Below are 25,373 nucleotides of genomic sequence, written 5' to 3'. Positions count from 1 at the left end.
GTGAAGTGAAGCATGGCTAACGATCGTGACGGCGAAGGTCCGGCGCAGTATTCCTCGCCGCCCTGCTTCATGCACGAACTCGATCCGGAATTCCGCGCTCCTCTCACCGACTGGACCGATGTGCGGCGCTGGCGCAAGGCCGAGCGCGAGCGGCTGATCGCGGCCCGGCTGGCGGTTTCCGCAGACACACGCATGGCGATGTCGCAGCGCATCGCCGAAGGCCTCGACGCCATGATCGGCGACATTGCCGGCCGTCTGGTCAGCCTATACTGGCCGTTTCGCGGCGAGCCGGATTTGCGCCCATGGATGGCGTCCATCAACGAGCGCGGCGGCCGCACGGCGCTGCCCGTCGTGATCGAGAAGGGACAGCCGCTGGTCTTTCGCGCCTATGTCCCTGGCGACCGGCTGGAGAAAGGTGTCTGGAACATCCCGATCCCGGCCGAAGGCGATCCGGTGCTGCCGGACATCGTCATCTCGCCGATCGTCGGCATCGATCCCCAAAACTATCGCCTGGGCTACGGCGGCGGCTTCTTCGACCGCACGCTTGCCGCGATGCCGTTCAAGCCTTTGGTCATCGGCGTCGGCTACGAACTGCAGCGCATCGCCACCATCTACCCGCAACCGCATGACATCCCGATGGACCGGGTGGTGACGGAGGCTTTCAAGGCTAGCTAGGATGTGTTGAGATTCAGGTCAGGCCGAGTCGAAAATGGTGGTTTCCGAGAACCGGAGCGGAGCGTACTTAAAGTACGTGAGCACCGGAAGCGCAGGAAACCAGCATTTGCAGGCCGGCATCACCTGAATATCAATACAGCCTAAGCCATTTCCGGTCTCAGCCCCACTGTCGTCCTGTCGACGATCTCGCGCAGGGCGAAGGATGAATTGATCTTCGTCACATGCGGCATGGCCGACAGCCATTCCTTGTGGATGCGCTCATAGTCGACGAGATCCTTGGCTGCGATGCGCAGGATGTAGTCGTACTCGCCTGACATCAGGTGGCAGGAAAGCACGTTCGGGCAGCGCTTGATCGCGGCTTCGAAATCCGACAGCGTCTTCTCGAATTGCCCCGACAGCGATATATGCACGATCGCCGTCATCTGGTGGCCCAGTGCGGCATTGGAGAGCCGCGCGTGGTAGCCGCGGATGGTTCCGGATTTCTCCAGATTGTCCAGCCGCCGCGAACAGGCCGACTGCGACAGGCCGACCTTCTCGGCAAGCGCGGCGTTGGGTATCCGGCCATCCTTCTGCAAAGTCTCCAGAATGGCGATATCAATCCTGTCGAGCGGCATTCTTCGGGATTCCTTCGAAGATCCTGATATTTAGCGCAACGATTATCGAAACGCGCAGGTCAGCGCAAGCGCATTCGCAAACACCTGCGCAACGATTCGTGGTTCACTCACTTCATACAGGGAACGCGCCCTCAAAAGGGCCGGATCAGGAGAAGAAAATGCGCGTCGGCTGCCCCAAGGAAATCAAGAACCACGAGTACCGCGTCGGCCTGACGCCGGGCTCGGTCCGCGAATATGTCGCGCATGGCCATGAAGTGCTGGTCGAGACCGGCGCCGGTGCCGGTATCGGCGCCGACGATAACGCCTACCGCGCCGCCGGCGCTACAATCGCCAAGACGGCGGCCGACGTGTTCGCCAAGTCGGACATGATCGTCAAGGTCAAGGAGCCGCAACCCAACGAGTGGGTCCAGCTGCGCGACGGCCAGATCCTCTACACCTATCTCCACCTGGCTCCGGATCCGGAGCAGACCAAGGGCCTGCTCGGCTCCGGCGTCACGGCAATCGCCTACGAGACCGTGACCGACGACCGCGGCGGCCTGCCGCTGCTGGCGCCGATGTCGGAAGTCGCCGGCCGCCTGTCGATCCAGGCCGGCGCCACAGCGCTGCAGAAGGCCAATGGCGGCCGCGGCGTGCTGCTCGGCGGCGTGCCCGGCGTTCTGCCCGGCAAGGTCACCGTGCTTGGCGGCGGCGTCGTCGGCCTGCATGCCGCCAGGATGGCGGTCGGCCTTGGCGCGGACGTCACCATCATCGACCGCTCCATCCCGCGCCTGCGCCAGCTCGACGACCTGTTCGCCGGCCGCGTCCATACCCGCTACTCGACCGTCGAGGCGCTGGAAGAAGAATGCTTCTCGGCCGACATCGTCGTCGGCGCCGTGCTGATCCCGGGTGCCGCCGCGCCCAAGCTGGTGACGCGTGAAATGCTCTCCGGCATGCAGAAGGGTTCGGTGCTGGTCGACGTCGCCATCGACCAGGGCGGCTGCTTCGAGACCTCGCACGCCACCACCCATGCCGAGCCGACCTACGAGGTCGACGGCGTCATCCATTACTGCGTCGCCAACATGCCGGGCGCGGTGCCGGTCACCTCGGCGCACGCGCTCAACAACGCCACGCTGCACTATGGCCTGCAGCTCGCCGACAAGGGCCTGAAGGCGCTGGTCGACGACCACCATCTGCGCAATGGCCTCAACGTCCACAAGGGCAAGATCACCAACCGTGCCGTCGCCGAAGCGCTCGGCTACGAACTGGTCGAGCCGAAGGCCGTGCTCGCCGCCTGATACCCGGGCAAAGAATTCCTCCTGTCGCCCGCCGGCTCATCCCGGCGGGTTTTTTCTTTGCGTGGAATTCAAATAACAAAAAAGCGGAGCCAAAGCCCCGCTTCCTCGATGTCGAGATATGCCGCCGGTTCATCCGCGGTCGGCAATCGATCGACGACTACCTTTTAGCGCTCTTATGCGACGGGAGTGCGACAGTCGTCACCATCTTTCGCCCCGCCATGATCAAATACGCCCTGTGTGAAGCACTTCACATTCGGCGTTCGAAAACTATGCCTACACAGGTGTCGTTCCCTGACGGCTCGAGCCGCTCCCAGACGCCGGCGAATACCAAGCTTGCCGGCGGCTTCGGCCACAGCTTCTGTCGCGACTATTTTTCCCAACTGCCCGCCAGACTATCGGCGGGCATCTTTTTGCGCACCGTCAGCCGCGATCGATCCGGCACTGGTAGCAATTGTTGCGCGCCGAGCGGACGTGGACGTAAGCGATGTCGTGGCGCTCGAACAGCGCCTCGGCGCGTGCCGCGATGGCGGTCGTCGGGATGACGCCGCCGCTGCCATAGCCGCGCACGATATAGTCGCTGCTTTCGAGCATATCGGGGAGTGCCTCGGCCTCGTCGGCACGCTCGCATTCCTGCGCATGCAGGAAGATCGGCCCGGTCTCGGCGTAAGGCTGCAGTTCCGGAAACGGCCGGTAGGCCAGGATCAGATAGGCATCGCCGGCGGCGACGTTCTTCAGGCAATGCCGGCACGGCACGCCGTCGCCGTCGGAGATGCTCCGCTCTGGCGTGTGGCCGTAAGCGTCAGGTCCACCGCGCTGCAGGGCTCTCACATCTTCCGTCGGCAGAGCTTTGAACTGGATGGTCATGGCAAAATCTCCGGTGTCGTTGACCGGAAATTATGCTGCCGAGAAACCGCTTCCCACCCGATTCCTGCCAAGGCGGATCAGTCCATCAGCGCATCGAGGCCACGCACCAGCCCGGTGACTTCCTGCACCCGCCGGACAGCAAGCAGCGTACCGGCGACATAGGGCGCTGCGGACGAACCCGCATCATGGCGGATGGTCAGCCGCTCGTCGGGCAGGCCGAACAGCGCCTCGCAGGACAGTATGTAGGACGGCAGACGCAGCGCATGCACCTGCACCCCCCTCGCCCACGCCGACAGCAGCACCGCGTGTTCCCGGCATGCCAGAGACCTCCGACACCGGCCGCGCGGTGGATGCCTTGCGGACATCAGCCAGCGCTTCCGCCAGTTCGCGCGCCGTGCCCGACGGCGCATCCGGCTTCCTGGCGCTGGCATAGTCGATGACCTCGACATCAGGCACATATTTCGCCGCCATCAGCGCAAAACGCTTCATCAGCGTGGCGGTGATCGAAAAATTGCCGGCCGCGATGACGCCGACCCGGTTGGCACGCGCCGCCGCATCGATGTCGGCATAGTCGGCGGCTCCGAGCCCGGACGTGCCGATCACCACATGCCGTCCCTTCTCGATGGCGAGCAGCACGTGGTCCTTCACCACATCCGGCTTGGTGTAATCGACCAGCACGTCGGATGGCGCCTGCAGCGCCTGCGCCAGCGTGGCGGACGCGATCACGCCATTGGCTGGCACGCCAACCAGCAGGCCGGAATCTTGCCCCGCACCGCTGCGCGACACCGCACCGGAGAGCACCATGTCGGCCTGCGCCGCGATCGCCGGCACCAACGCCCTACCGACCCAGCCGGTCGCGCCTGCCAAAACCACCCGTATCGCCATCATCCGATCCTTTCGCCATCACCATTGGCCCCTGGACGATCAGCGTTATGCAAAGAGCCCGGCTCGTTCAAGCCGGGCTCTTTGCAGTATTGCTCCAAAATTCTGGTCAGGCTCAGCGGATGAAATCGTCGAAGCGGCGCAGCGTCACCCGGCGATTGCGCCAGTTCTCGTTCTGCGTCGGCACCAGCAGGAACTCCTCGCCATAACCAACGGTATCCAGCGCACGACCCGGCACGCCGAATTCGCGCACCAGCGTCCGTTTCAGCGAGGCGGCACGCTGTTCGGACAGGATCTGGTTCGACTGGAAGGAACCGACAGCGTCGGTATGGCCTTCGATCAGCACCCGGGCGCGAGGATCGCGGCGCAGGATGCGCTCGAGCGCGTTGGCGATGTTTTCGATCTTGCCGTATTGCGAACTGGAAATGGCGGCCGAGCCGAAGGCGAAATTGATCGACTGGATGTCGATCGAGCGCGCCATGCGCCTGAGATCCGGCCGCCGCTTGAACTCGCGGATGGTGACGCGCTGGTTGGGGCGCAGCTTCACCTTGGGTGGCGCTTCAAGCTGGCGTTCGATCGTCGCGGCGGACGGTGTCGTCGCCTGAGCGGATGCCAGGCTCGGCATGGCAAATGCCGCAATCATCGCCACGGCAAATGTGCGTCGGGTCAGCATGTCTCTTCTCCTTCGGCGCCGCTCTGTGATGGGCGCATTGATGCTGAAGGCACCATGGCAAAGACAGTCTGAAGCGCGGATGAACGGTAGGTTCAGCTTAGGGAGAAGCTAAGGCCGCATGACACTGGCCGAACGCTCGGCGAAGGTCATCGGATGCACGATCTCCTTCTTTTGCGCCACCGGCGCAAAGCCGAGTTTCTGGTAGAGCGGCAGGGCCGCGGGATGGTCGAGCGTGCAGGTCTGCACCGTCACCCGCTTCGGCCCATGCGACCACGCAGCGGCGATCGCCGCGCCCAGGAACCAGCGGCCGATGCCTTGGCCGGTGGCGTGCTCCATCATGCCGAAATAGGCGAGCTCGACTTCTTCCGGCAGATGCGGTTTGAGGTCGAAGAAACCGGCCGGCGCACCGTCGAGATAAAGCACCCTGATGTCGCGGTCTTCGCGATGCAGGCCGGCCGAAAGCTCCTCATCGTTCAGCCTCAGCACGTTGACCCAGTGCCATTTCCGCCCCACCCGATCCATCAAATAGCGGTAGAAATGCAGCGGAATATCCTTGACCTTCAGCAGCGCGATCTGGCGGTTGTACGGCACCGGAGGCGAATAGGCCGGCGGTACATGCATTTCGAGAAACGTCACCGTGACGTCGATGTCTTCCAGCGCTCCGTTTTCCATCGCCGTCATTCCTTGCCCGTCACCACCGGCGTATCGCCAAGCCCGCCCCATTCGGTCCATGAGCCGTCGTAAAGCCTGTTGTCGGTATGGCCAAGCGTCTCCAGCGCCAGCGTGATCGCCGCCGCCGTGATGCCCGAGCCGCACGACGTGACGACCGGCTTCGACAGATCGATGCCGGCATCCTCGATCACCTTGCGCAGGCGATCCCTGGGCAGCAATTCGCCGTTCTCGGCAAGGGCTGCAACCGGGACATTGCGCGCGCCAGGCATATGGCCTGAACGGACGCCGGCACGAGGTTCAGGCTCGGTACCGGCGAAACGGCCGGCGGAGCGCGCGTCGGCGATCTGGCTTTCTCGTTTGTCGACGATGCTGCGCATCTCGGCGAGGCTGACGACACGGCTTGCGTCGAAATCGGCGTGGAAGATGCAAGCTGCGATCTTGGTCTGCTCCGCCGTCACTGGGCGACCCTCCGCCTTCCAGCGGTCGAAGCCGCCGCTCAGGACGTAGACCTGGAACACGCCCATGACCCGGAACATCCACCAGCCGCGTGGGGCCGAAAAATAGCCGGGGCCGTCATAGACCACGATCGTATCGTCGGCCGAAACGCCCATGCTGCCAACATATTGCGCGAAATTCTGCGGCGACGGCAGCGTATGCGGCAGGCCGGACTCCGGGTCCGAGATCGCATCCTGGTCGAGAAACCGTGCACCCGGAATATGCGCCGCCTCATATTCGACGCGCGGGTCGCGCTTCTGCGCTGGCAGGTACCACGAAGCATCGATGATCGTCAGGCCCGGCTCCCCGAGGCGCTGCTGCAGCCAGTCCGCGTCGACGATGAAAGGACTATCCTCGGCCATTCTTTTTCTCCTGCTCGCCTGTGGCGGCACCTGACCTTCAGATCGCCGGCATAGGCCCGAAGCGTATACGGAAGCGCCGGTTCTCGCGGCCTTTCTTTTCGATCTTGCCGATATGGATCTCGCCGACTTCGCCTGTGCTCTTCACATGCGTGCCGCCACAAGGCTGACTGTCGATCGAGGCATTCTCGCCGATGCAGACCAGGCGGATCCTGCCGGTGCCGACGGGCGGCCGCACATTCTTGGATTTCACCAGGCCGGGATTGGCCGCCAGTTCCTCGTCGGTGATCAGCCGGGTGAAGATCGGATGGTCGGCGCGCACCAACTCCATCAGCCCCGCCGTCACGTCCTCCTTGGTGAAACCGGCATCCGGAATGTCAAAGTCGACGCGGCTGTCGTCCTCGGAAACCGCGGCACCCGTGATCGGGTACGGACAGACAACGGTGAGCAAATGGCAGGCGGCATGCATGCGCATCAGAAGGTGCCGTCGCTCCCAGTCAATGGCGAGCTTCAGCCGCTCGCCGATACCGGGAACCGCCTGCTCGGGCGACGGTACATGGATGATCTCGTCCTTGGTCTCGCCGGTGATGGTGGCGGCAACGGCGATGCGGCTGCCGTCGGCGCGCTCCAGCGCACCGGTGTCGCCCGGCTGGCCGCCCGACGTCGCATAGAAGATCGTCCGGTCGAGGATGATGCCACCGCGCTCGTTGATAGCGACGACCGTGGCATCAGTCGTCTTCAGATAGGCGTCGTCGCGAAACAGCGCTTCGGTCTGGTGTGCCATCACGCGACCTTTTCGAACGGCACCGAGATCTTGCTCTGGTCGTCCATCCAGCCCGGCGCCGGCAGTCCTTTCCCGCGCAGGAACTCAGGGTTGAACAGCTTCGACTGGTAGCGCGTGCCGTAGTCGCAAAGGAGGGTGACGATGGTATGGCCGGGACCCAGTTCGCGCGCCAGCCGGATGGCGCCGGCAATGTTGATGCCGGTCGAGCCGCCGACACACAGGCCTTCTTCCTGGATCAGGTCGAAGACGATCGGCAACGCTTCCTCATCCGGAATCTGGAACGAGAAATCCGGCGTGAAGCCTTCGAGGTTGGCGGTGATACGCCCCTGGCCGATGCCTTCGGTGATCGAGCTGCCCTCGGACTTCAATTCGCCACTGGTGTAGAAACTGTAGAGTGCCGCGCCCAGCGGATCGGCGAGCGCGATCTTGACGTCGTTGCTTTTGGCCTTCAGCCCCAGGCCAACGCCGGCCAGCGTCCCGCCGGACCCGACAGCCGACACAAAGCCATCGACCTTGCCGCCGGTCTGGGCCCAGATTTCCTGCGCTGTGGTGCGGATATGGCCGTCGCGGTTGGCGACGTTGTCGAACTGGTTGGCCCAGATCGCGCCGTTCGGCTCCGAACGCGCCATCTGCTCGGCCAGGCGCCCCGAGAGCCTCACGTAATTGTTGGGGTTCTTGTAAGGCACTGCCGGCACCTCGATCAGCTCGCCACCGAGCATTTTGATCGTGTCCTTCTTCTCCTGGCTCTGCGTGTCCGGGATGACGATCACGGTGCGATAACCGAGCGCCTTGGCGACCAGCGTCAGGCCGATACCGGTGTTGCCGGCCGTTCCCTCGACGATGACGCCGCCCGGCTTCAGAAGCCCGCGCTGTTCGGCGTCGCGGATGATGAACAGGCCGGCCCGGTCCTTGACCGACTGACCCGGATTCATGAATTCGGCCTTGCCCAGGATCTCGCAACCGGTTGCTTCCGACGCCTTGTTGAGGCGGATCAGGGGCGTGTTGCCAATCGCTTCGATCACAGAACGATGCATGGAGATTCCTTGTGTAGGTGCGGCGAGACCCTAGAAACCCGAAGCTTCGGTTTCAAGGCAAGAATTTGCCTGGACTAGCGGCATTTCGGGCACCGCAATTGCCAGGATGCGTCTCAAAACGGATGTGTTGTCAAAATGTTCATTTCCACATCGCGCGAAAAGCGCTCTTTTCATTCGATTTATCCGCCGCTAGAGCACTATCGACACATTCACAGGGCGCAGCATGACTCTCTATCGGGCCAACCCGAAGCACGGTGTCGCCTGGATCACCGGCGGCAGCAGCGGCATCGGCCGCGCATTGGCCAAGGACCTCGCGGCGCAAGGCTATGCCGTTGCCGTGACCGCACTGGACTGCGATCCGGTCGACACGCTGCTCGTCGAAACGGCGCAGATGCCAGGCCGCGTCACCTCCTTTCCTTGCGACGTCACCGACGAGCAGCGCATGGCAGCGACGGTCGCGGCAATCGAAAAGGATCTCGGCCCGATCGTGCTGGCCGTATTCAACGCGGGGAACTACATCGCCACCCCTGGCGAAGACCTGATCGTACGGGATTTCCGGCGGTCCTTCGAGGTCAACTATTTCGGCATCCTCAACGGCCTGGTGCCCGTCGTCGAACACATGCGCGTGCGTTCGCGCGGCCATGTTGTCCTTGTCGGATCGGTGACGGCTTATTCCGGCTGGCCGACCACCGCCGCCTATGGCGGCACCAAGGCAGCCATCAACATCCTGGCCGAGTCGCTGAAGTACGATTTCGACAAGATGAACATTCGCGTCCAGGTGATTAACCCGGGCTTTGTCGACACGCCGCTGACGGAAAAGAACATGCTGCCGATGCCTGGTCTGATGCCTGTACATCGCGCTTCGCGCCGCATGGCGCGTGGCATCAGATCCGGCGGCTTCGAAGTCACCTTTCCCTACCACATAAGCTGGCCTCTAAAACTGCTCGGTCTGCTGCCGCGGCCGGTCGGGCGCTGGGTGATCGGCCTGACGACCGCCTGGATGGCCCGACCGCTCAATTTCGACCGCAAGCCGCCCGGCGAATAGCGATCGTCAGCGCGGCCGCGTCGTCCACAAGTGGCGGCTGGCCGTCCACTAGTGGCGACCGCGTCGTCCACAGCTCCCCGTTGCCTGTTTGCAGTCGCGCCCATAGGTTGAGAATTATTGCGTGGAGTCTGTTAATGGGGCGGCGGATCGTGCTTGCGGTGTTGGGCCTCGCCGTCGTTCTTGTCATGGCCTTCGTGCTTGGCCCGCGCGTTCCCGTCGACACCACGATCCGCTTCGATCCCAAGGGGATCGGCGACGATCCGCAGGCCTATCTGGCGCGCGAAGAGGCCGCCGTCCCCAATATCCGCGACGGGCTGGAAAAGGAGATCATCTGGGTCGACCCGATGGTTCACGCCAGGACAAAGCTGGCGATCGTCTACATCCATGGGTTTTCGGCGTCGAAGGGCGAGGTCCGTCCGCTGCCCGATGACGTGGCCGACCAGCTCGACGCCAACCTCTTCTACACCCGTCTCACCGGCCATGGTCAGGACAGCGCCGCGATGGCGCAGGGCAGCGTCAATGCCTGGATCAACGACTATGAGGAAGCGCTCGCCATCGGCCGGGCGATCGGCGACAAGGTGATCGTCATTGCCACCTCGACCGGCGGCTCGCTGGCGGCCTGGGCGGCGACGCAGCCGGATGCCTCGGACGGCGTTGCCGCGATCGCATTCATCTCGCCCAACTTTGGCGTCAAGGCTTCCGGTGCCGAGATCCTGACCATGCCGTGGGGCAAGCAGATCGCCGAACTCGTCGGCGGCAAGGAGCGCAGTTTCCCGACGCGCAATGCGTTGCACGAAAAATTCTGGACCTACAAATATCCGATGGCGGCGACGCTGCCGATGGAGGCGCTGGTGGAGCTTGCCTACGGCGCGCCGGTGGAGAAGGCGGCCATCCCGGCTTTGTTCATCTTTTCGGACTCGGACAAAGTGGTGCGGCCCGACCGCACGCGCGAGATCGCCGGACGCTGGGGCGCCGCCCACGAACTGGTGCCGGTCGACGACACCGGCGACCAGGACAACCACGTCATTGCCGGCGACGCGCTGTCGCCATCGACCACGACCTTCCTGGCACAACGCATCGTCGTCTGGGTCAAGGCGCTCACGGAATAGACCCGAAACGAAAAGGGCGACCGAAGCATCGCTTCGATCGCCCTTGTTTTCAATCAGCGGCGATCGGGCCCAGGCTCGACCGCGTCGCCGGTTCAGGCGGCGCGGGTAGCCGGCCGCTTGCCGCCGAAACGGCGCTTGTTGTTGCCCTTGAACGGCTTGCGGCCCTCCGGGCGCTCGCCTTGCGGCTTGGCCACGAAGGGACGATCGCCGGCCGGCTTGTCGCCGAACCGCTTCTTGCCGAAACCGCTGTTGCCGCCCGGCCGCCTGCCGTCGCGACGGCCATTGTGGTCGGCGCGGTCCTTGGCCGGCTCGAAGCGCTCGTTCTTTTCAGCAGGATTGCGCTGCGGATCGGGGCTGCCGAGATGGTCGGCAACGATCGGCAGCTTGCTGCGGATGATGCGCTCGACTTGGCGAAGCTTGCTGTTCTCTGACGGATCGCAAAGCGTGATGGCAATGCCGTCCATGCCGTTGCGGCCGGTGCGGCCGATGCGATGGACATAGCTTTCCGCTTCATCAGGCAGGTCGAAATTCACCACATGGCTGATGCCTGGCACGTCGATGCCGCGCGCGGCGATATCGGTCGCCACCAGAATGCGTACCGAGCCCTCGCGGAAGTCGTTGAGCGCCTTCTGGCGGGCGTTCTGCGACTTGTTGCCGTGGATGACGGCGGCCTTGAAGCCGTCGCGCTCGAGATCCTTGGTCACCCTGTCGGCGCCATGCTTGGTGCGCGAAAAGATGATGACGGACTTCATCGCCTCGTCGGCGAGCATCTTGGACAGCACCTGCCGCTTCTGCTTGGTGCGGGCAAAGACGACGCCCTGCACGATCTCAGCTGCCGCGGTGCTCTGCGGCGAGACCTCGATGCGAACCGGGTTCTTCAATAGGCCCTTGGCCAGTTCGGCGATTTCGTCCGGCATGGTGGCCGAAAACAGCGCCGTCTGGCGATCCGGCGCGGTCGCCTTGGCGATGCGCTTGACGTCGTTGATGAAGCCCATGTCGAGCATGCGGTCGCCTTCGTCGAGCACCAGCCATTTGGTGTCGGACAAAATGAGGTCACCCTCGCGCACCAGGTCGGTCAGACGGCCGGGCGTGGCGATCAGGATGTCGACGCCGGGAGCAACCTTCTTCACCTGGCTGAAGCGGGAGACGCCGCCGAGCACCAGCGCGGTCGAAACATGCGCGCCCTTGGCAAGGATCTTGATGGTGTCCTCGATCTGCACCGCAAGTTCGCGCGTCGGCGCCAGAATCAGCGCACGGGTCGTCTTGGCGCGCCGCTTGGTGCCGAGCGCGATGATCTTCGACAGGATCGGCAGCGCGAAGGCCGCCGTCTTGCCCGAGCCGGTCTGGGCGATGCCGAAAATGTCACGGCCTTCCAGCTGCGGCGGGATTGCCTGGACCTGGATTGGCTTCGGATCGCTGAAGCCCGCGGCATGGGTCGCCTTGAGCAGCGCGCCCGAAATTCCAAGTGCTGCGAAACCGTTCAGTTCCGCGGTGTTTTCATTAGTCAAAATAATCTTCTTTCACGCGGCTCCTGGCCGCAAACATCAATGGCGGCAGGGCGCAACCTGCCGTCGAAAAATCTGTCATGAACGACAAGGCGGGCGGACGGGATCGTCCACTCGGCTGCGCTGTCGTGCCCGCAGGCATCATGCCACGGGGCTTTTTCGCCACCTTGCCGATTTGCCGGAAAGAGGGAAAACAGACGCAACCAGTCTCATTTGTCGAGAAGGCCGGAATGTCCCGGCCCAAGCGCCTATGCCGCTGCATATGGCTGAGTTCGCCCCGGAATGCAAGGGGCGTCATGTTGCAGCGCAGCAAAAACGAGCGCGAAAGCGGCGCTTGCGCTCGCTTGCGGGCATCATTACCACAAATGCAGCTTTCCATTTTGGGGACCGGCGATGAAGGACGTGCTGAAGGAACTCGAGCGCCGCCGCGAGATCGCCCGCATGGGCGGCGGCAAGGCGCGCATCGACGCCCAGCACAAGAAGGGCAAGCTCACCGCCCGCGAGCGCATCGACGTCTTCCTCGACGAAGGCTCGTTCGAGGAGTTCGACATGTATGTCGAGCACCGATCGACCGATTTCGGCATGGAGAAGACCAAGATCGCCGGCGACGGCGTCGTCACCGGCTGGGGCACGGTCAATGGCCGCCCGGTCTATCTCTTCGCCAAGGACTTTACCGTCTTCGGCGGCTCGCTGTCGGAAGCCCATGCCGAGAAGGTGGTCAAGGTGCAGGAGATGGCACTGCGCAACCGCGCGCCGATCATCGGCCTCTACGACGCCGGCGGCGCCCGCATCCAGGAAGGCGTGGCGGCACTTGGCGGTTATGCCGAGATTTTCCAGCGCAACGTTCTGGCCTCCGGCGTCATCCCGCAGATCTCGCTGATCATGGGTCCTTGCGCCGGCGGCGATGTCTATTCACCGGCGATGACCGACTTCATCTTCATGGTACGCGACACATCCTACATGTTCGTCACCGGCCCGGATGTGGTGAAGACCGTCACCAACGAAACGGTGACCGCCGAGAGCCTCGGCGGCGCCAGCGTCCACACGACCAAATCCTCGATCGCCGACGGCGCCTATGACAATGATGTCGAGGCGCTGCTGCAGATGCGCCGGCTGGTCGATCTGCTGCCCGCTTCCAACACGGCAGAGCTTCCCGAGATCGAATGCTACCAGTCGGTGACCGACCACGATCTGTCGCTCGACCGGCTGATCCCCGACAACGCCAACAAGCCTTACGACATCAAGGAACTGATCCTCAAAGTCGCCGACGAGGGCGACTTCTTCGAGATCCAGCAGAGCTTTGCCAAAAACATCGTCACCGGCTTCGGCCGCGTCGAGGGCCGCACGGTCGGCTTCGTCGCCAACCAGCCGATGGTGCTGGCCGGCGTGCTCGATTCCGACGCCAGCCGCAAGGCGGCGCGCTTCGTGCGCTTCTGTGACTGCTTTTCGATCCCGATCGTGACCTTCGTCGATGTTCCCGGCTTCCTGCCAGGTACCGCGCAGGAATATGGCGGGCTGATCAAGCACGGCGCCAAGCTGTTGTTCGCCTATGCCGAAGCGACCGTGCCGAAGATCACCGTCATCACAAGAAAAGCCTATGGCGGCGCCTATGACGTGATGGCCTCGAAGCATCTGCGCGGCGACATGAACTATGCCTGGCCGACAGCGCAGATCGCTGTGATGGGCGCCAGGGGCGCCGTCGAAATCATCTACCGCAAGGATATCGGCGACTCCGAAAAGATCGCAGCCCATACAAAGGCTTACGAGGACCGCTTCCTGTCGCCCTTCGTCGCCGCCGAGCGCGGCTATGTCGACGAGGTGATCATGCCGCACTCGACCCGCCGCCGCATCGCCCGAGCGCTGCGCATGCTGCGCAACAAGGACATGCAGAACCCCTGGAAGAAGCACGACAACATTCCGCTGTGAGGCGCACCGTCGACGCAACCTTCTTCCCACCGAACAGGTAATCACCCATTGAGTCCTATCCTTGTCTTCTGCTTGCCGGCGATCGGCGATTTCGTTCGCTGCCATTCGGCCATTCAGGTCATCGCCGAACGGTTTCCCGGCCATCCCATCGATGTCATCACCTCGCCGCTTGCAGCACCCCTCGCGCGGCTGATGCCTCACGTCAGGAAGGCCTGGGTGCTGGAGAAGCGGCACTTGCAGGCTGGCTTCGGCAAGCGCATGCAGTTGGCCCGCCAGCTTCGCGAGCAGAACTATCGCGCATGCTATCTTCTCTCCAGCAGCACCAAGGCGGCCCTGGTGCCCTGGATGGCGGGCATCCCTGAGCGCATCGGCTATCCGCGCGAACTGCAGTTCGGCATCGTCAACCGGCTGCCGGCCGGCTGGCTGAAGAGCTTGGTGGCTTTCGGCCCGCGCAAGACAAGGCTGTTCGAGCAGGTCTGCGCCATCGCCATGCTGGGTGAGAAGCCGGCCGACGGAATGCGCTTGCCGCCGCCGCGAATGGCGGTTTCGCCCGAGGAGTTGTCGGCTTGGCGCGTCCGGCATGGGATCGACGCGGCAAGGCCGGCGCTGGCGCTCTACACGTCGGATTTCGCCAACTTCCGCTCATGGCCGGCGGAGCGTTTCGTCTCGGTCGCCAGGGATCACGCCAGGCGCGGCTGGTCGATATGGATTGTCGGCGGTCCGCGCGAACGCGAGGCCGCTGCCCAGATCCGGGCAGCGCTTCCGGAGGCGGTGGATTTCACATCGACCCCTGACATCACCGACGCCATGTGCCAGATCGCTGCCTCGACCGTCTTCCTTGGCGTCGATGGCGGCGTCGCGCATGCGGCCGCGGCCTTAGAGGGGCCGTGCGTGCTGATATTCGGATCGAACCGCTCCTACGAAACCGGTCCTGTGAACGACCAGGTCCGGTATGTCGAGCCGCCGATTTCGACGCCAAGCTGGATCGAGCATACGCGAGACATCAGCGAGGAAAGAGTGCTTTCCGCCTTGGCGGACGCTGTGGCGCAAGCGCGCCGTCCGCAAGGCGCCTGACCTGGATATCCGGCGCCCTATTCCTCTTCCGCCGCCCCGAACCCCGCGCCCATGGTGGCGCGCGCCGCACTCGCCCATGGCGTTGCATGGTTGTCGATGCGCATCTGGAAGATGAAATAGGTCGGCGAGCAGAAGCCGATGCCTTTGACCTTGGCCACGCCGGGCGTGTCGGGCGGCAGCGACTGGCACATATAGTCCTCGCGGCAAAAGTGATCGGTCGAGCAGGCCGGACGATTGCCGCGATTGACCGCGCCGCCGAGGCACTGGTCGAAATTGTTGGTCGCCACGCAGGTATCGAACTTTTTCCCGCCGACCAGCCCGCAGATCTCGCTGGGCATCGGCTTGCCCGCCTTGAAAGCGGCAAAGGCGCGATCCTTGTCGTCGCAGCCGCGATAGGCGATGCCGGCCGGCACGCCGATCTTCGGCGGACGGCACGTATAGGCGGTGCGTGAAATATCGGTCGCGAAAGCGGCGAACTGCCCAGTGATTTTGTAACGATCGTTGAAAGGCTGCCTCTCATTGCTGGCGATCGAGCCGGTCAGGCATGGATGGCCGGAAAACATGTCCTTGCTGTCCTTGGGCAGCAGGCATTGCGCCAGCTTGGTGCGCACGCCTGAAGCGGTGGCCAGCGGCGTGCAGACGGTGCCGCCGCCGCACTCCCAGATGGCGCCGAAGCGGGCGGCATCCTCCGGCACCAGGCACGGCATCGCCATCTCGGCCGGTGCGTAGTCGACATTGCCTGTATCCGTCCAGGCGGCCGGCGGCGCGAAGGACAGCGGCCGGAACCGGTTCGGCTCCTTGCCGTCTGCCGTGGCGCGCAGCCAGGCCTTGCGGCGCGGTATTTCGGCATGGAGATGCGGCGAGACGCCGACCTCGATGCGATTGAGCGGCGACGTCGTTCTGTCGTCGAGACCGATGAAATGGAAGCCAGCGGTCGAGCCTGCCTGATGGCAGCCCTGGCAGGCGCCATTGTCCAGCCGCTCGACCAGGGCCTCCGGCGTGCGCACCAGCTTGAGCCCGGAATAATCGAGCCCGCCGAAATCCGTTGGCTGGAACAATGGCGTAAACGGGTGGTTGGCCTGCCTGGCGCTGCCGAAGTCGACCACGAAATGACCTTTTTGGCCAGGAATTCATCGGGGATTTCGTAGACGCCGAGATCGACCACCGCGACGTTGGCGCTGATATAGTCGGCAAGCCTTTTCTTGAGCGCGGCGTCTTCCGTTAGCCGCGCCGCATCCGGCGTGTTTTCCAGCGGCTTCTCGCTGATGGCGGCACCGTCAAAGTCGAATATCCGCATCAGATAGGCAGCCTGGCCGCCGAACTCGGTCTCCTGGCCGGAGGGAAAGCGGACGACTTGTGCATTGAGTTCGAGCTGCTTGAAGCTGAGGCCAGCCTTTTCCAGCGGCCCTCCAACAAGCCAGCCGGCATCGACGCTCTCGTCGAGCTGCGACGTCCAGCGCCCGGCAACGCCAACGCAGCCGCCATCGGCATCCGGCGCGGCACTGTAGACGGCATTGAAATTGAACGGCAGGCGTGAGGCCAGCACCTTGCCGTTCTTCTTGAAGCTATAGGCAAGCCGGTAGATGAACCGCACTTCGCCACAGCTGCTTTCGCCCTGAACATCAGCGAAGTCGCGCCGGTCGATCCGGTTGATGACGCCGACCAGACGGAAGCGCGCCGCGGCCGTCTTCAGCCAGCGCATGTCCATGATGCGGCCGACATTGCCGTCGGTCACCTCATAGAGCGTCCGCCCGCCAGCCTTCATTTCCGCCCGCAAGGCGGCGACGTCGCCTGCCACCGTGTCGACAATCGCGTGATAGGCCGGCGCCTCGTCATAGAGGGCCTTCAGGTCGTCCTCGCCATCGACGGCGAAAACTCCGGCAAAGCCAAAACCCCTGGCATCGAGGGCGGCGAGAATCGCCGGATCGTCGACCATGCTCACCGGACCCTCGGCGCGCGCCACCTGCGCCATCAAGAGCGCCACAAGAAATCCAAGAAGCAGCGTGAAGCGGTGGGTCATCCAGCGATTCCCTTGCGGCTGCCGATCAACGCGCGCAGCACCGGCACCATGGCAAGCGGCAGGTCCTCGGCGATCAGCCCGGGTCCGACGCGGCTACCCGCCTCGGCATGGATCCACACCGCCGCACAGGCAGCCTCGAAAGGCGGCATGCCCTGCGCCAGCAGTCCGGCGATGATGCCCGCCAGCACATCGCCAGACCCAGCGGTGGCGAGCCAGGGCGCACCATTGCTGTTAATCGCCATCCGGCCATTTGGTGCTGCGATGACCGTGTCGGCGCCCTTGTAGACGATGATGGCATTGGCACGTGCGGCAGCCGTGCGCGCCTTGGTCAGTTTGGAGAGCGCGTTGTCGCCTGCAATGTCCGGGAAGAGCCGACCGAATTCGCCCTCATGCGGCGTCATCACCAGCGCCGGGGCTTTTGGCTGACGCGCCGCTTCGAACAGCGTATCCGGCTCATCGCGAAATGAGGTGATGCCGTCGGCATCAAGCACCAGCCCGTCGATCGAGCCGGCGGCACCTTGCCGTCCGGCACCCAGCATCGCCAAGGCAAAAACCCGGGTCTTGTCACCAACTCCGAAACCGGGACCGAGGACGAAGGCCGATGGTCGCCGATCGCCGATGAAATCGTGCACGTCCTCGACCGTATCGGCCTTGCGCAGCATGATCGAGGTGAGGTGCGCGGCGTTGACCTGCATGGCGTTCGCCGGCGACAGCACCGTCACCGCCCCTGCGCCGCTTCTGGCAGCGGCAAGCGCCGACAGCCGCGCAGCACCCGTCGCCGATGGCCCGCCGGAAAAGACACCGGCATGGCCGCGTCTGTATTTGTGTGCATCGACCGCCGGCACGGGAAGCGTGTCCAGCCAAAGCGCCGGCACGTTCTCGAAGGCCTGCGTCTTGAGTTGCGCAATGATCTCGGCCCCGATGCCGATGTCGGCAAGCACGACCTCACCGCACCGCTCGCACCCCGGCAGCAGCAGATGGCCGGGCTTCTTGCGCGCGAAGGTAACGGTGGCGTCGGCACGGAACGCCTGCCCCAGTATGTTGCCGCTTTCGCCGGAAACGCCGGAGGGCAGGTCGACGGCGACAACAGGCAGGTTCAGCGTCGTGACGATTTCGACTGCCCGGGCTGCATCGCCCGACAGTGGCTTGGACAGCCCTGCCCCGTAGAGCGCATCAACCACGACCGCGTTCTTCTCGGCGCTGAATGCCGACAGCGGCCGGGGCGCGACCGGGCATTCGGCGGCGGCTATCGCCGCATCGCTGCCCGCCCTGGGCGGACCGGACGCCCACAACCGGATATCGACGCCGCTGTCATGCAGCACGCCGGCAACGACATAGCCGTCGCCGCCATTGTTGCCGGGACCGCACAGCACGTGCACACGTGCCGCGGCCGGATAGCGCGTCAGCACAACCGCGGCCACCGCTTCGCCGGCACGGCGCATAAGGCCGAAGCCATCCAGCGGGCCGGCGGCGATCGCCAGCCGGTCGGCTTCGCCCATTTCGGCCGGAAACAGAAGTTCGTTGCTCATGGATTGCCGTCCGCATTTCAATCGAGCATTGTCCAGTTTTCAGTCTGACGCAAACGCCGATAGGCGGATTGCGAGAGCGAAAGCAGCGTTGGAGGAACGAAGCGCCGCGCAAACTGCCCGCAAAATATACGGATTGCCTAAATATTGGGCGGACAAGCGCAACCGTTGTGACTAGGCTTTGGGAGTCCATGCCGCATCCAATGCCGCGAATGACGCGGATGTGCATCCCGGTGCGGCATGGTGTTGAAATCGCGTGATACCGCTTCGTTTCAGCCGAAATTGGCACAGTTCGTGCTTGAAGGAGGCGCAAGCGGGGCTCACAACCCGTCTTTTTGGCAGTGGAGGCCATTTTTTACATGAAAAAGATCGAAGCGATCATCAAGCCGTTCAAGCTAGACGAAGTGAAGGAAGCGCTTCAGGAGGCCGGGCTGCAAGGCATCACCGTCACCGAGGCCAAGGGCTTCGGCCGGCAGAAGGGCCATACCGAACTTTACCGCGGCGCGGAATATGTCGTCGATTTCCTGCCCAAGGTGAAGATCGAGGTTGTGCTCGGCGACGACGCGGTCGAAGGCGCGATCGAAGCCATCCGCAAGGCGGCGCAGACCGGCCGTATCGGCGACGGCAAGATCTTCGTCTCCAACATCGAGGAAGTCGTTCGTATCCGCACCGGTGAAACGGGTATGGACGCCGTCTGAGCTTTCTGATTTCAGTTTCCTCGAACCGTCAGCACACAGGGAAGAAATGACATGACGACAGCCAAAGACATCATGAAGCAGATCAAGGACAACGACGTGAAATTCGTCGACCTGCGCTTCACCGATCCGAAGGGCAAGCTGCAGCACGTGACGATGGATGTCGTCGAGGTCGAGGAAGACATGTTCGCCGATGGCGTCATGTTCGACGGATCCTCGATCGCCGGCTGGAAGGCAATCAACGAGTCCGACATGGTGCTGATGCCCGACCCCGACACGGTGCATATGGACCCGTTCTTCGCCCAATCGACCATGGTCATCCTGTGCGACATCCTCGATCCGGTCTCCGGCGAATCCTACAACCGCGACCCGCGCGGCACCGCCAAGAAGGCCGAGGCCTACATGAAGTCGGAAGGCATCGGCGACACCATCTATGTTGGCCCGGAAGCCGAGTTCTTCGTCTTCGACGACGTCAAGTACAAGGCCGACCCTTACAACACCGGCTTCCGGCTCGACTCCACCGAACTGCCGTCCAATGACGACACCGACTACGAGACCGGCAACCTCGGCCATCGTCCGCGCATTAAGGGCGGCTACTTCCCTGTGCCGCCGATCGATTCCGCGCAGGACATGCGCTCGGAAATGCTGACCGTGCTCGCCGAAATGGGCGTGCGCGTCGAAAAGCATCACCATGAGGTCGCCGCCGCCCAACACGAGCTCGGCATCAAGTTCGACACGCTGGTCCGCAACGCCGACAAGATGCTGATCTACAAATATGTCGTGCACCAGGTCGCCAATGCCTACGGCAAGACGGCCACCTTCATGCCGAAGCCGATCTTCGGCGACAACGGCTCGGGCATGCACGTCCACCAGTCGATCTGGAAGGGCGGCAAGCCGACCTTCGCCGGCAACGAATATGCCGGCCTGTCGGAGAGCTGCCTGTTCTACATCGGCGGCATCATCAAGCACGCCAAGGCGATCAACGCCTTCACCAACCCGCTGACCAATTCCTACAAGCGCCTGGTGCCGGGCTATGAAGCGCCGGTGCTGCTCGCCTACTCGGCGCGCAATCGTTCGGCGTCCTGCCGCATTCCGTTCGGCTCGTCGCCGAAGGCCAAGCGCGTCGAGGTCCGCTTCCCCGATCCGGGCGCGAACCCCTACCTCGCCTTCGCCGCCATGCTGATGGCCGGCCTCGACGGCATCAAGAACAAGATCCATCCGGGACAGCCGATGGACAAGGATCTCTACGACCTGCCGCCGAAGGAACTGAAGAAGATCCCGACCGTCTGCGGCTCGCTGCGCGAAGCCCTGCAGAGCCTCGACAAGGACCGCGGCTTCCTGAAAGCCGGCGGCGTCTTCGACGACGACCAGATCGACAGCTACATCGAGCTGAAGATGGCCGAGGTGATGCGCTTCGAAATGACCCCGCATCCGGTCGAATACGACATGTATTACTCAGTCTAGCCTTGGAGCCCTTGGAAATGCTGGACTCCTTGCAATGTAAGTGGTTCAGCCTTCCAAACTGGTACGTTTAGTGGTACGGAAGGTGGTACGAACCCCTTCTGGACCATTTGTAATGCGTGTTCCCAAAGACAGCTACATTCACAAGCATCCCGGCTCCGCCAACCTCTGGTACGTTCGGGATATCCCCGAAAAACTCCGTCATCTGCTTCCGCCGACGAAGAACGGAAAGCAGCCGACGAAGTGGAAGGTGTCGCTTAAGACCGCTATCCGGCGCGAAGCAGCAATCGAGGCTCGAAAGCTCGCCTCAGAGCACGACGCCTTTATCGAGTCCGGCCGTGCGCCCGACCCAAGGTCAAACCTCAGCGAGGCCGTCCGGAGCGCAATCGACGCGGCCGGCGGCGAGCAAGCCTTTCTCGAATTGCTGGACAAACGCGCAATCCGTGCCACCAAACTTGCCGACGAAGCGGAGTCGTGGCGGGATTTCGCGGCTGAAGAGACATCCCCTTCCGAAGCGCCGGACCCCGATTGGATATCTGTTACCACGGCGGTTATGGACGCCGAGCGGCTCCAGATCGAGCGCCAGCTTGCTCGCGACGTGCCGGTTATAAAGGCTCTCGGCAGTACGCCCAAGAAGCTGAATGACGCCGGGCTGCACTATGCGGCCGATGCCGTTGCGTTGAAACGACGCGACCCTGACAAGATCACTCTTGCCGGCGTGGTTGCTGAATGGAAGGAACACGCTTCGCCGGTAGCGCCGGAGCAGTATGAATACCCGGTGAAGCTCTTCGAGGAACTGAATGGTGCCCTCCCCGTGAAACAAATCACGGTCGATCACGTGCGTGCCTTTCGAGACGCGCTGTTGAAAATGCCTCCGGCGTCTGGCGGCAAGTTCGACGACAAGACCATGCCCGAGATAATCCGGCTTGCGGAGAGGAAGGGCTTGAAGCCGCTAAAGGCATCCACGGCGGGAAAGCACTTTCGCTGCCTGAAAGCGATCTTCACGTTTGCAGTCGACGACGGCTACGTCGAGGTGAACGTCGCGGCCGGGATCAAGATGCGTCGGCCCAAGGGCAACTACGTCGAGGCGAAGAAAGCCAAGCGTCGGACGTTTAGCCCGGCCGAAATGGAGAAGCTGTTCGCCGCCGCAGTTATCGCACCGTGGCGCGACAAGGAGGAGAATCTTTGGTTCCTCCGGTTGATGACCTACACCGGCGCACGGCCCGAGGAACTGGCGCAACTCTCGGCGCGGGATATCGTGACGGTTGGCGGTCACGTGTGCCTTAGCCTTCACGACGAAGGCGACAACCACATGAAGAATCCATCATCGGTGCGCATGGTGCCCGTTCATCCTGAACTGCTGCGGCTGGGCTTTGCGGACTTCGTGAAGGCGGCAGACAACCGCCCGTACCTCTTTTCCACCTTGGAGCCGGACGGCCGTGGACGCCGCTACGGCCGCATGCAGCGGCGGTTGACAGCCTTGATCAATGGGAAGGTGTCCAACGACGCCCGTCTGGTCCCCTACTCTCTCCGCCATACGTTCAGGAACACGATGGAGAACACCGACGCTCCCGAATGGGTGATTGAGGGGATCATGGGCCATAGCAACCCGGAGCATAAGACCGGGCGGGGTTACGGGATGCAGCAAGTTGCCAAGATGGCGGAGTTCATCGCCAAGGCCGATCCATTCGACAAGGCCCGTGCTGTGTGTGAATTCGTGGATGAGGAAGAGTCCGAGGCATTGGAATGAAAATGCCCGCGCTGCTTCGCATCAGCGTGGGGCAAAGCTATCTCCCGAATTCCTTGACCATCAAGTTGCCGGCCCACATGAAGAAACACTCGGTCTCGCCTTGAAGCATGAGTCGTCCGCGCGAAGCTGGGTCGAAATCGCTATGCAGACCGATCTGGACGAAAGCGTTCCCTTCAAGAGCCCTCACCAGAACGATGTGCCCGCCGTCCCACTCCGCCAATTCCAGCGGAGTGTCGGTGTCGGCGTCGATCATGAGGGCCGGCGCTATTGTGCGCCGGAGGGTCCTGTGATCGCTCGTGGTCAGCCATTGTTCAATTCTCAATAGCATAGGGTCTCCCGGCGCTCTGAGGCGCGTGACGGATGGGTCTGTAGTGGTTGACGGTGCTCCGCACCATCGTTGGGGTGTTAGGGGCCGGGCCAGCATGGGCCGAAGGGAACGGCAAGGCTGGCCCGGCGTACCCGGCGTGCCTGACGCGCCGGGATCGGTGCGACCGCCGAAGGACAGGCGGCGGTCGCCGTGTAGGTCTCGCCAGCGGGGTGGTCCAGCGAGACACACGTTTCTTGGTCTACTTCTTTGCCTCGCGTCGGGTGCGAGGCGTTACCGGGTAGATCGTCGTCTGCGTTGGAAGCGGGCGCTCAATCGGCCTGGGTCGGTGATCCAGCATGCCGGCTCATTCCATGTATGGCGCAGTGATCAGCCGAGCCCATTCGATGTCTTTCTGCGAGACACCGCTCGCTGGCCCGACCGTGGGATTTTTCCGCAGGAGGGCGTAGGCACCGTCGATGTCGAGCCGATGTTCCGGAGACAGCCCGGCCGCGTTGAGCTTGGCAATGTTGAGCGTCTTCGGCTTAAACGCCATCGGCTCTGAGGATGCCTGCTCCGGGACTTCGGCTTCCGGCGCTGCCGGCCGCTTGCGGTGAATAGGATCGCCCCACGCCTCGAATTCCTTGCGCTGGGCCTCGGTCAGATTTGGAATGTCTTTCGGTGACAGGCGGGAGTCCCGGAGGAAAAAGAGTTGAGCGTCGGTAAGCTCATCCTCTTCTGCGACAGGCAACGGCTCCGGATCAGCAACGTCGCCAAGGTGGCCGATGAACAGCCGAATTTCTGGCGGAAGGTCGTTGAGTTGCTTGTCGGGATAGCGGGCCTGCATGTAGGCGTCTTGGGCAGCGTTTAGGGTCATGGTGTGGTCCTTAGTTTTTTGATTCACTGGTCTGTTCTTCGCGTTCAAGATACTGTTTCAAGGCCTTGCGAACGATGTCGGCGCGCGTAACGCCTTCCCGCCGACATTGCTGGGCAAGGCGGTAGACGAGGTCGTCGGACATCAGGACCCCGACGTTTTGTGTTGACTCAGTCATTTTAGTCACGGCTCTGAATCTCTAGTTCGATTGCGGCGGCACGTGCCTTGGTGGCGAAAGCAAAATCCAGATTTTCGCGGATGATTGCGGCCTCGCTAGTATCCCGGCGCTTGGCTTCGTCGCGCACAAGGTCCCGAAGCCTGTTTGGCAACGAAACGGCTAGGCGGCTTTCGTCGGCACGCTCACCGGGACGGCACCCATTGTCTAGGTAATTCATCGACCCGCCTCCCGATTACGAGCGGCGAAGTCAGCTTCCATGTCTCTCTGGACCAGCTCGCGCAGGTAGGAACTGATAGACCGGCAACCGGTTGTCGCTTTTGCGTTGAGGTAGGTCAGTTGGAGTCTCTCAAACGAAACGTTTACGCCCATTTTTGCCATGGCGTTGCACTCTCTAAATTGTGGGAAAGAAAGAGGGCACCCCGTGCCTCTTAGTGGATCAAAGTATAGCGCTTTATGAAGACGAATGTCAAGTTTTGCTTGACAGTGGCTCACTTTTTATCTGAGTCATCTACTGACTCACTGTTTATCTCTGCACTCAACCTTATTGTCTTCTCAATCCATCACGCCGTTGCATGGGTGGGTCCCACGCGGCACGGGGTTCCCTGCCTGAATGCGTCCGAAGGTCCAAACACAATTCGTGCGCCCTTCAAGGAAGTGTTGAGGTCGTGGGAGGACAATGGTGCGAGCCTATAAAGGGGCGATTGCATCCGAGGAGAGGGATAATGTGGATAGTTGGAGGGATCGTTTTGGGTCTTATAGGCTGGTATCTGCTGCGAAATGGCAGAAGAAACGGCGATCCGCTTAACAGGAAGTGTGCTGCTGAAATATGCGAGTATCTAACCCACTCGGAGCAAGTAAACGCAAGCGGCATAGCCGAAATTTTTATGCGAAATGCTCGCTATAGGACTCAGGCTAGGCATGTCGTTTCCATGGTGCCGGCAATTTTAATCAAGGCTGGCTATCCAAGTGAGCAATCTATGAGCTTCGTTCCGATTATGTTTCAAGCTGCCGCTTTGATTCCGGAATAAATTCAAAATAATCGACTCAACCTTTCCGGCCCCGATTGCGTCGCATTGGAAGCCTCGTGGGAGGTTTGATGACTTTTACATTTGCTCCCTGATCCGACAGTATCTCACCCAGAGCTTGGGTTACGATTTCTGAGGAGCCGCCGTCTTCGATGAACTGCTTCCGTAGGTGCCTTGCCTTCTCTACATTGTCGAGCTTTAGCGATATGATTTCCTCTTGCGATTTAGCATTCGCCAAGTCGCGACGTTGCGCCTCCTGCCGGTAGAAGAGGGTCCGATCAAGAATAAAGTCGGCTATTCCCTTTGGTACATCTTTAAGCAAACCGACAATGTCAAACGGATTTGAGTAACGGATATGCTGTATGACGACGCCACGGCTGGGCCCATAAACTGAAAATCGGCCGATATCTGCGTAGCCCGAGCAACCCAAATAGAAGAGTTCCAAAGCTGACACATTTAACTCTACGTCTAGAGGCAGAAGTTCGCCCAATGGCGACTCCTTCGTGTTCATCGTAATTCTGACCAAAGCCATCCTATGCCTCCCCAATATGCTGT

General features: G+C 62.4%; 29 protein-coding genes. 10 read left to right on the top strand and 19 right to left on the bottom strand.

Annotated features, from left to right (window positions below; translation table 11 throughout):
* The first annotated feature begins 12 nt into the window (after positions 1 to 12).
* Positions 13 to 675 (top strand): 5-formyltetrahydrofolate cyclo-ligase, encoded by a 663-nt coding sequence (locus ACFX5Q_RS25915; RefSeq protein WP_404282644.1) that lies wholly within the window; start codon positions 13 to 15, stop codon positions 673 to 675.
* Positions 676 to 815: 140 nt separating this feature from the next.
* Here ACFX5Q_RS25915 and ACFX5Q_RS25910 read toward each other — a convergent pair whose 3' ends face one another.
* Positions 816 to 1,289, bottom strand: coding sequence for an Lrp/AsnC family transcriptional regulator (locus tag ACFX5Q_RS25910; protein ID WP_006205413.1), 474 nt, complete (start codon positions 1,287 to 1,289; stop codon positions 816 to 818).
* 158 nt (positions 1,290 to 1,447) lie between these two features.
* Here ACFX5Q_RS25910 and ald point away from each other — a divergent pair, with 158 nt between their 5' ends.
* The gene (gene ald / locus ACFX5Q_RS25905; protein ID WP_404282641.1) at positions 1,448 to 2,563 is read left to right on the top strand and encodes an alanine dehydrogenase; all 1,116 of its coding nucleotides are present in this window, start codon (positions 1,448 to 1,450) and stop codon (positions 2,561 to 2,563) included.
* A 420-nt stretch (positions 2,564 to 2,983) separates the two neighbouring features.
* Here the strand turns inward: ald and ACFX5Q_RS25900 are convergent, their stop codons facing one another.
* The 8 genes from ACFX5Q_RS25900 to ACFX5Q_RS25865 all read right to left on the bottom strand — a co-directional run bounded on the left by ACFX5Q_RS25900 (position 2,984) and on the right by ACFX5Q_RS25865 (position 8,326).
* Positions 2,984 to 3,427, bottom strand: coding sequence for a DUF1203 domain-containing protein (locus ACFX5Q_RS25900; protein WP_404282639.1), 444 nt, complete (start codon positions 3,425 to 3,427; stop codon positions 2,984 to 2,986).
* A 77-nt stretch (positions 3,428 to 3,504) separates the two neighbouring features.
* Positions 3,505 to 3,696, bottom strand: coding sequence for a dihydrodipicolinate reductase C-terminal domain-containing protein (locus ACFX5Q_RS25895; protein ID WP_404282638.1), 192 nt, complete (start codon positions 3,694 to 3,696; stop codon positions 3,505 to 3,507).
* The gene (gene dapB / locus ACFX5Q_RS25890; protein ID WP_404282636.1) at positions 3,611 to 4,312 is read right to left on the bottom strand and encodes a 4-hydroxy-tetrahydrodipicolinate reductase; all 702 of its coding nucleotides are present in this window, start codon (positions 4,310 to 4,312) and stop codon (positions 3,611 to 3,613) included. Before dapB ends, ACFX5Q_RS25895 begins: the two co-directional genes overlap by 86 nt.
* Positions 4,313 to 4,424: 112 nt before the next feature.
* On the bottom strand, positions 4,425 to 4,982 hold the full coding sequence (locus tag ACFX5Q_RS25885; protein WP_404282634.1) for an OmpA family protein: 558 nt from the start codon (positions 4,980 to 4,982) through the stop codon (positions 4,425 to 4,427).
* Positions 4,983 to 5,090: 108 nt separating this feature from the next.
* Entirely contained in the window at positions 5,091 to 5,654 is a 564-nt protein-coding gene (locus ACFX5Q_RS25880) for a GNAT family N-acetyltransferase (protein WP_404282632.1), read from the bottom strand.
* Positions 5,655 to 5,659: 5 nt separating this feature from the next.
* Positions 5,660 to 6,511 carry a 3-mercaptopyruvate sulfurtransferase gene (sseA, locus tag ACFX5Q_RS25875; RefSeq protein ID WP_404282630.1) on the bottom strand — a complete coding sequence of 284 codons (852 nt, stop codon included), beginning with the start codon at positions 6,509 to 6,511 and terminating at the stop codon, positions 5,660 to 5,662.
* A 37-nt stretch (positions 6,512 to 6,548) separates the two neighbouring features.
* Positions 6,549 to 7,292, bottom strand: a complete 744-nt coding sequence (locus ACFX5Q_RS25870; protein ID WP_404282629.1) for an alanyl-tRNA editing protein — start codon at positions 7,290 to 7,292, stop codon at positions 6,549 to 6,551.
* Entirely contained in the window at positions 7,292 to 8,326 is a 1,035-nt protein-coding gene (locus tag ACFX5Q_RS25865; RefSeq protein ID WP_404282628.1) for a cysteine synthase A, read from the bottom strand. Before ACFX5Q_RS25865 ends, ACFX5Q_RS25870 begins: the two co-directional genes overlap by 1 nt.
* Before the next feature lie 223 nt (positions 8,327 to 8,549).
* Here ACFX5Q_RS25865 and ACFX5Q_RS25860 point away from each other — a divergent pair, with 223 nt between their 5' ends.
* Positions 8,550 to 9,371: an SDR family oxidoreductase gene (locus tag ACFX5Q_RS25860; protein ID WP_192181192.1), complete on the top strand. Its 822-nt coding sequence runs from the start codon at positions 8,550 to 8,552 to the stop codon at positions 9,369 to 9,371.
* Positions 9,372 to 9,505: 134 nt separating this feature from the next.
* Positions 9,506 to 10,480 carry an alpha/beta hydrolase gene (locus tag ACFX5Q_RS25855; protein WP_404282626.1) on the top strand — a complete coding sequence of 325 codons (975 nt, stop codon included), beginning with the start codon at positions 9,506 to 9,508 and terminating at the stop codon, positions 10,478 to 10,480.
* Between the two features lie 92 nt (positions 10,481 to 10,572).
* Here ACFX5Q_RS25855 and ACFX5Q_RS25850 read toward each other — a convergent pair whose 3' ends face one another.
* Positions 10,573 to 11,988: a DEAD/DEAH box helicase gene (locus ACFX5Q_RS25850; protein ID WP_404282624.1), complete on the bottom strand. Its 1,416-nt coding sequence runs from the start codon at positions 11,986 to 11,988 to the stop codon at positions 10,573 to 10,575.
* Positions 11,981 to 12,364 (bottom strand): hypothetical protein, encoded by a 384-nt coding sequence (locus tag ACFX5Q_RS25845; protein WP_404282622.1) that lies wholly within the window; start codon positions 12,362 to 12,364, stop codon positions 11,981 to 11,983. The genes ACFX5Q_RS25850 and ACFX5Q_RS25845 overlap by 8 nt, the downstream gene beginning before the upstream one ends.
* A 14-nt stretch (positions 12,365 to 12,378) precedes the next feature.
* Between ACFX5Q_RS25845 and ACFX5Q_RS25840 the strand changes: the two genes are divergently transcribed.
* Positions 12,379 to 13,911 carry an acyl-CoA carboxylase subunit beta gene (locus ACFX5Q_RS25840; RefSeq protein ID WP_006205426.1) on the top strand — a complete coding sequence of 511 codons (1,533 nt, stop codon included), beginning with the start codon at positions 12,379 to 12,381 and terminating at the stop codon, positions 13,909 to 13,911.
* A gap of 48 nt (positions 13,912 to 13,959) precedes the next feature.
* Positions 13,960 to 14,985: a lipopolysaccharide heptosyltransferase II gene (waaF, locus tag ACFX5Q_RS25835; RefSeq protein WP_404282620.1), complete on the top strand. Its 1,026-nt coding sequence runs from the start codon at positions 13,960 to 13,962 to the stop codon at positions 14,983 to 14,985.
* A gap of 17 nt (positions 14,986 to 15,002) precedes the next feature.
* On the opposite strand, the gene ACFX5Q_RS25830 is transcribed toward waaF, so the two are convergent.
* The 3 genes from ACFX5Q_RS25830 to ACFX5Q_RS25820 are packed head-to-tail and all read right to left on the bottom strand — an operon-like array spanning position 15,003 to position 18,534.
* Positions 15,003 to 15,548, bottom strand: a complete 546-nt coding sequence (locus ACFX5Q_RS25830) for a hypothetical protein (RefSeq protein ID WP_404282618.1) — start codon at positions 15,546 to 15,548, stop codon at positions 15,003 to 15,005.
* Positions 15,524 to 17,005 (bottom strand): hypothetical protein, encoded by a 1,482-nt coding sequence (locus ACFX5Q_RS25825; RefSeq protein WP_404282616.1) that lies wholly within the window; start codon positions 17,003 to 17,005, stop codon positions 15,524 to 15,526. The genes ACFX5Q_RS25830 and ACFX5Q_RS25825 overlap by 25 nt, the downstream gene beginning before the upstream one ends.
* On the bottom strand, positions 17,002 to 18,534 hold the full coding sequence (locus ACFX5Q_RS25820; protein ID WP_404282614.1) for an NAD(P)H-hydrate dehydratase: 1,533 nt from the start codon (positions 18,532 to 18,534) through the stop codon (positions 17,002 to 17,004). The genes ACFX5Q_RS25825 and ACFX5Q_RS25820 overlap by 4 nt, the downstream gene beginning before the upstream one ends.
* A 356-nt stretch (positions 18,535 to 18,890) precedes the next feature.
* Between ACFX5Q_RS25820 and ACFX5Q_RS25815 the strand changes: the two genes are divergently transcribed.
* The 3 genes from ACFX5Q_RS25815 to ACFX5Q_RS25805 all read left to right on the top strand — a co-directional run bounded on the left by ACFX5Q_RS25815 (position 18,891) and on the right by ACFX5Q_RS25805 (position 22,437).
* A complete protein-coding gene (locus ACFX5Q_RS25815) occupies positions 18,891 to 19,229 on the top strand; it encodes a P-II family nitrogen regulator (protein WP_006205430.1) in 339 nt (112 codons plus the stop codon).
* Positions 19,230 to 19,280: 51 nt separating this feature from the next.
* Positions 19,281 to 20,690: a type I glutamate--ammonia ligase gene (gene glnA / locus ACFX5Q_RS25810; RefSeq protein WP_006205431.1), complete on the top strand. Its 1,410-nt coding sequence runs from the start codon at positions 19,281 to 19,283 to the stop codon at positions 20,688 to 20,690.
* A 112-nt stretch (positions 20,691 to 20,802) separates the two neighbouring features.
* Positions 20,803 to 22,437, top strand: coding sequence for a tyrosine-type recombinase/integrase (locus tag ACFX5Q_RS25805; RefSeq protein ID WP_404282608.1), 1,635 nt, complete (start codon positions 20,803 to 20,805; stop codon positions 22,435 to 22,437).
* Between the two features lie 37 nt (positions 22,438 to 22,474).
* On the opposite strand, the gene ACFX5Q_RS25800 is transcribed toward ACFX5Q_RS25805, so the two are convergent.
* From ACFX5Q_RS25800 to ACFX5Q_RS25785, 4 genes are all read right to left on the bottom strand, one after another.
* On the bottom strand, positions 22,475 to 22,690 hold the full coding sequence (locus ACFX5Q_RS25800) for a hypothetical protein (protein WP_404282606.1): 216 nt from the start codon (positions 22,688 to 22,690) through the stop codon (positions 22,475 to 22,477).
* Between the two features lie 418 nt (positions 22,691 to 23,108).
* Complete coding sequence (locus tag ACFX5Q_RS25795) at positions 23,109 to 23,618, bottom strand: hypothetical protein (RefSeq protein WP_404282605.1); 510 nt, start codon at positions 23,616 to 23,618, stop codon at positions 23,109 to 23,111.
* Positions 23,619 to 23,628: 10 nt separating this feature from the next.
* The gene (locus tag ACFX5Q_RS25790; RefSeq protein WP_404282603.1) at positions 23,629 to 23,760 is read right to left on the bottom strand and encodes a ribbon-helix-helix protein, CopG family; all 132 of its coding nucleotides are present in this window, start codon (positions 23,758 to 23,760) and stop codon (positions 23,629 to 23,631) included.
* 34 nt (positions 23,761 to 23,794) lie between these two features.
* Positions 23,795 to 24,010, bottom strand: coding sequence for a hypothetical protein (locus tag ACFX5Q_RS25785; RefSeq protein WP_404282601.1), 216 nt, complete (start codon positions 24,008 to 24,010; stop codon positions 23,795 to 23,797).
* 505 nt (positions 24,011 to 24,515) lie between these two features.
* On the opposite strand from ACFX5Q_RS25785, the gene ACFX5Q_RS25780 reads away from it, so the two are divergent.
* On the top strand, positions 24,516 to 24,821 hold the full coding sequence (locus ACFX5Q_RS25780) for a hypothetical protein (RefSeq protein WP_404282599.1): 306 nt from the start codon (positions 24,516 to 24,518) through the stop codon (positions 24,819 to 24,821).
* Between the two features lie 16 nt (positions 24,822 to 24,837).
* On the opposite strand, the gene ACFX5Q_RS25775 is transcribed toward ACFX5Q_RS25780, so the two are convergent.
* Entirely contained in the window at positions 24,838 to 25,308 is a 471-nt protein-coding gene (locus ACFX5Q_RS25775) for a hypothetical protein (RefSeq protein WP_404282597.1), read from the bottom strand.
* Positions 25,309 to 25,373 lie beyond the last annotated feature (65 nt).

Origin of the sequence: Mesorhizobium sp. IMUNJ 23033, from assembly GCF_044778005.1 — a bacterium.
GTDB classification, from domain to species: domain Bacteria; phylum Pseudomonadota; class Alphaproteobacteria; order Rhizobiales; family Rhizobiaceae; genus Mesorhizobium; species Mesorhizobium amorphae_A.
Note: the sequence above shows the minus strand (reverse complement) of the source record. Positions and strands in the feature narration are given on the sequence as shown.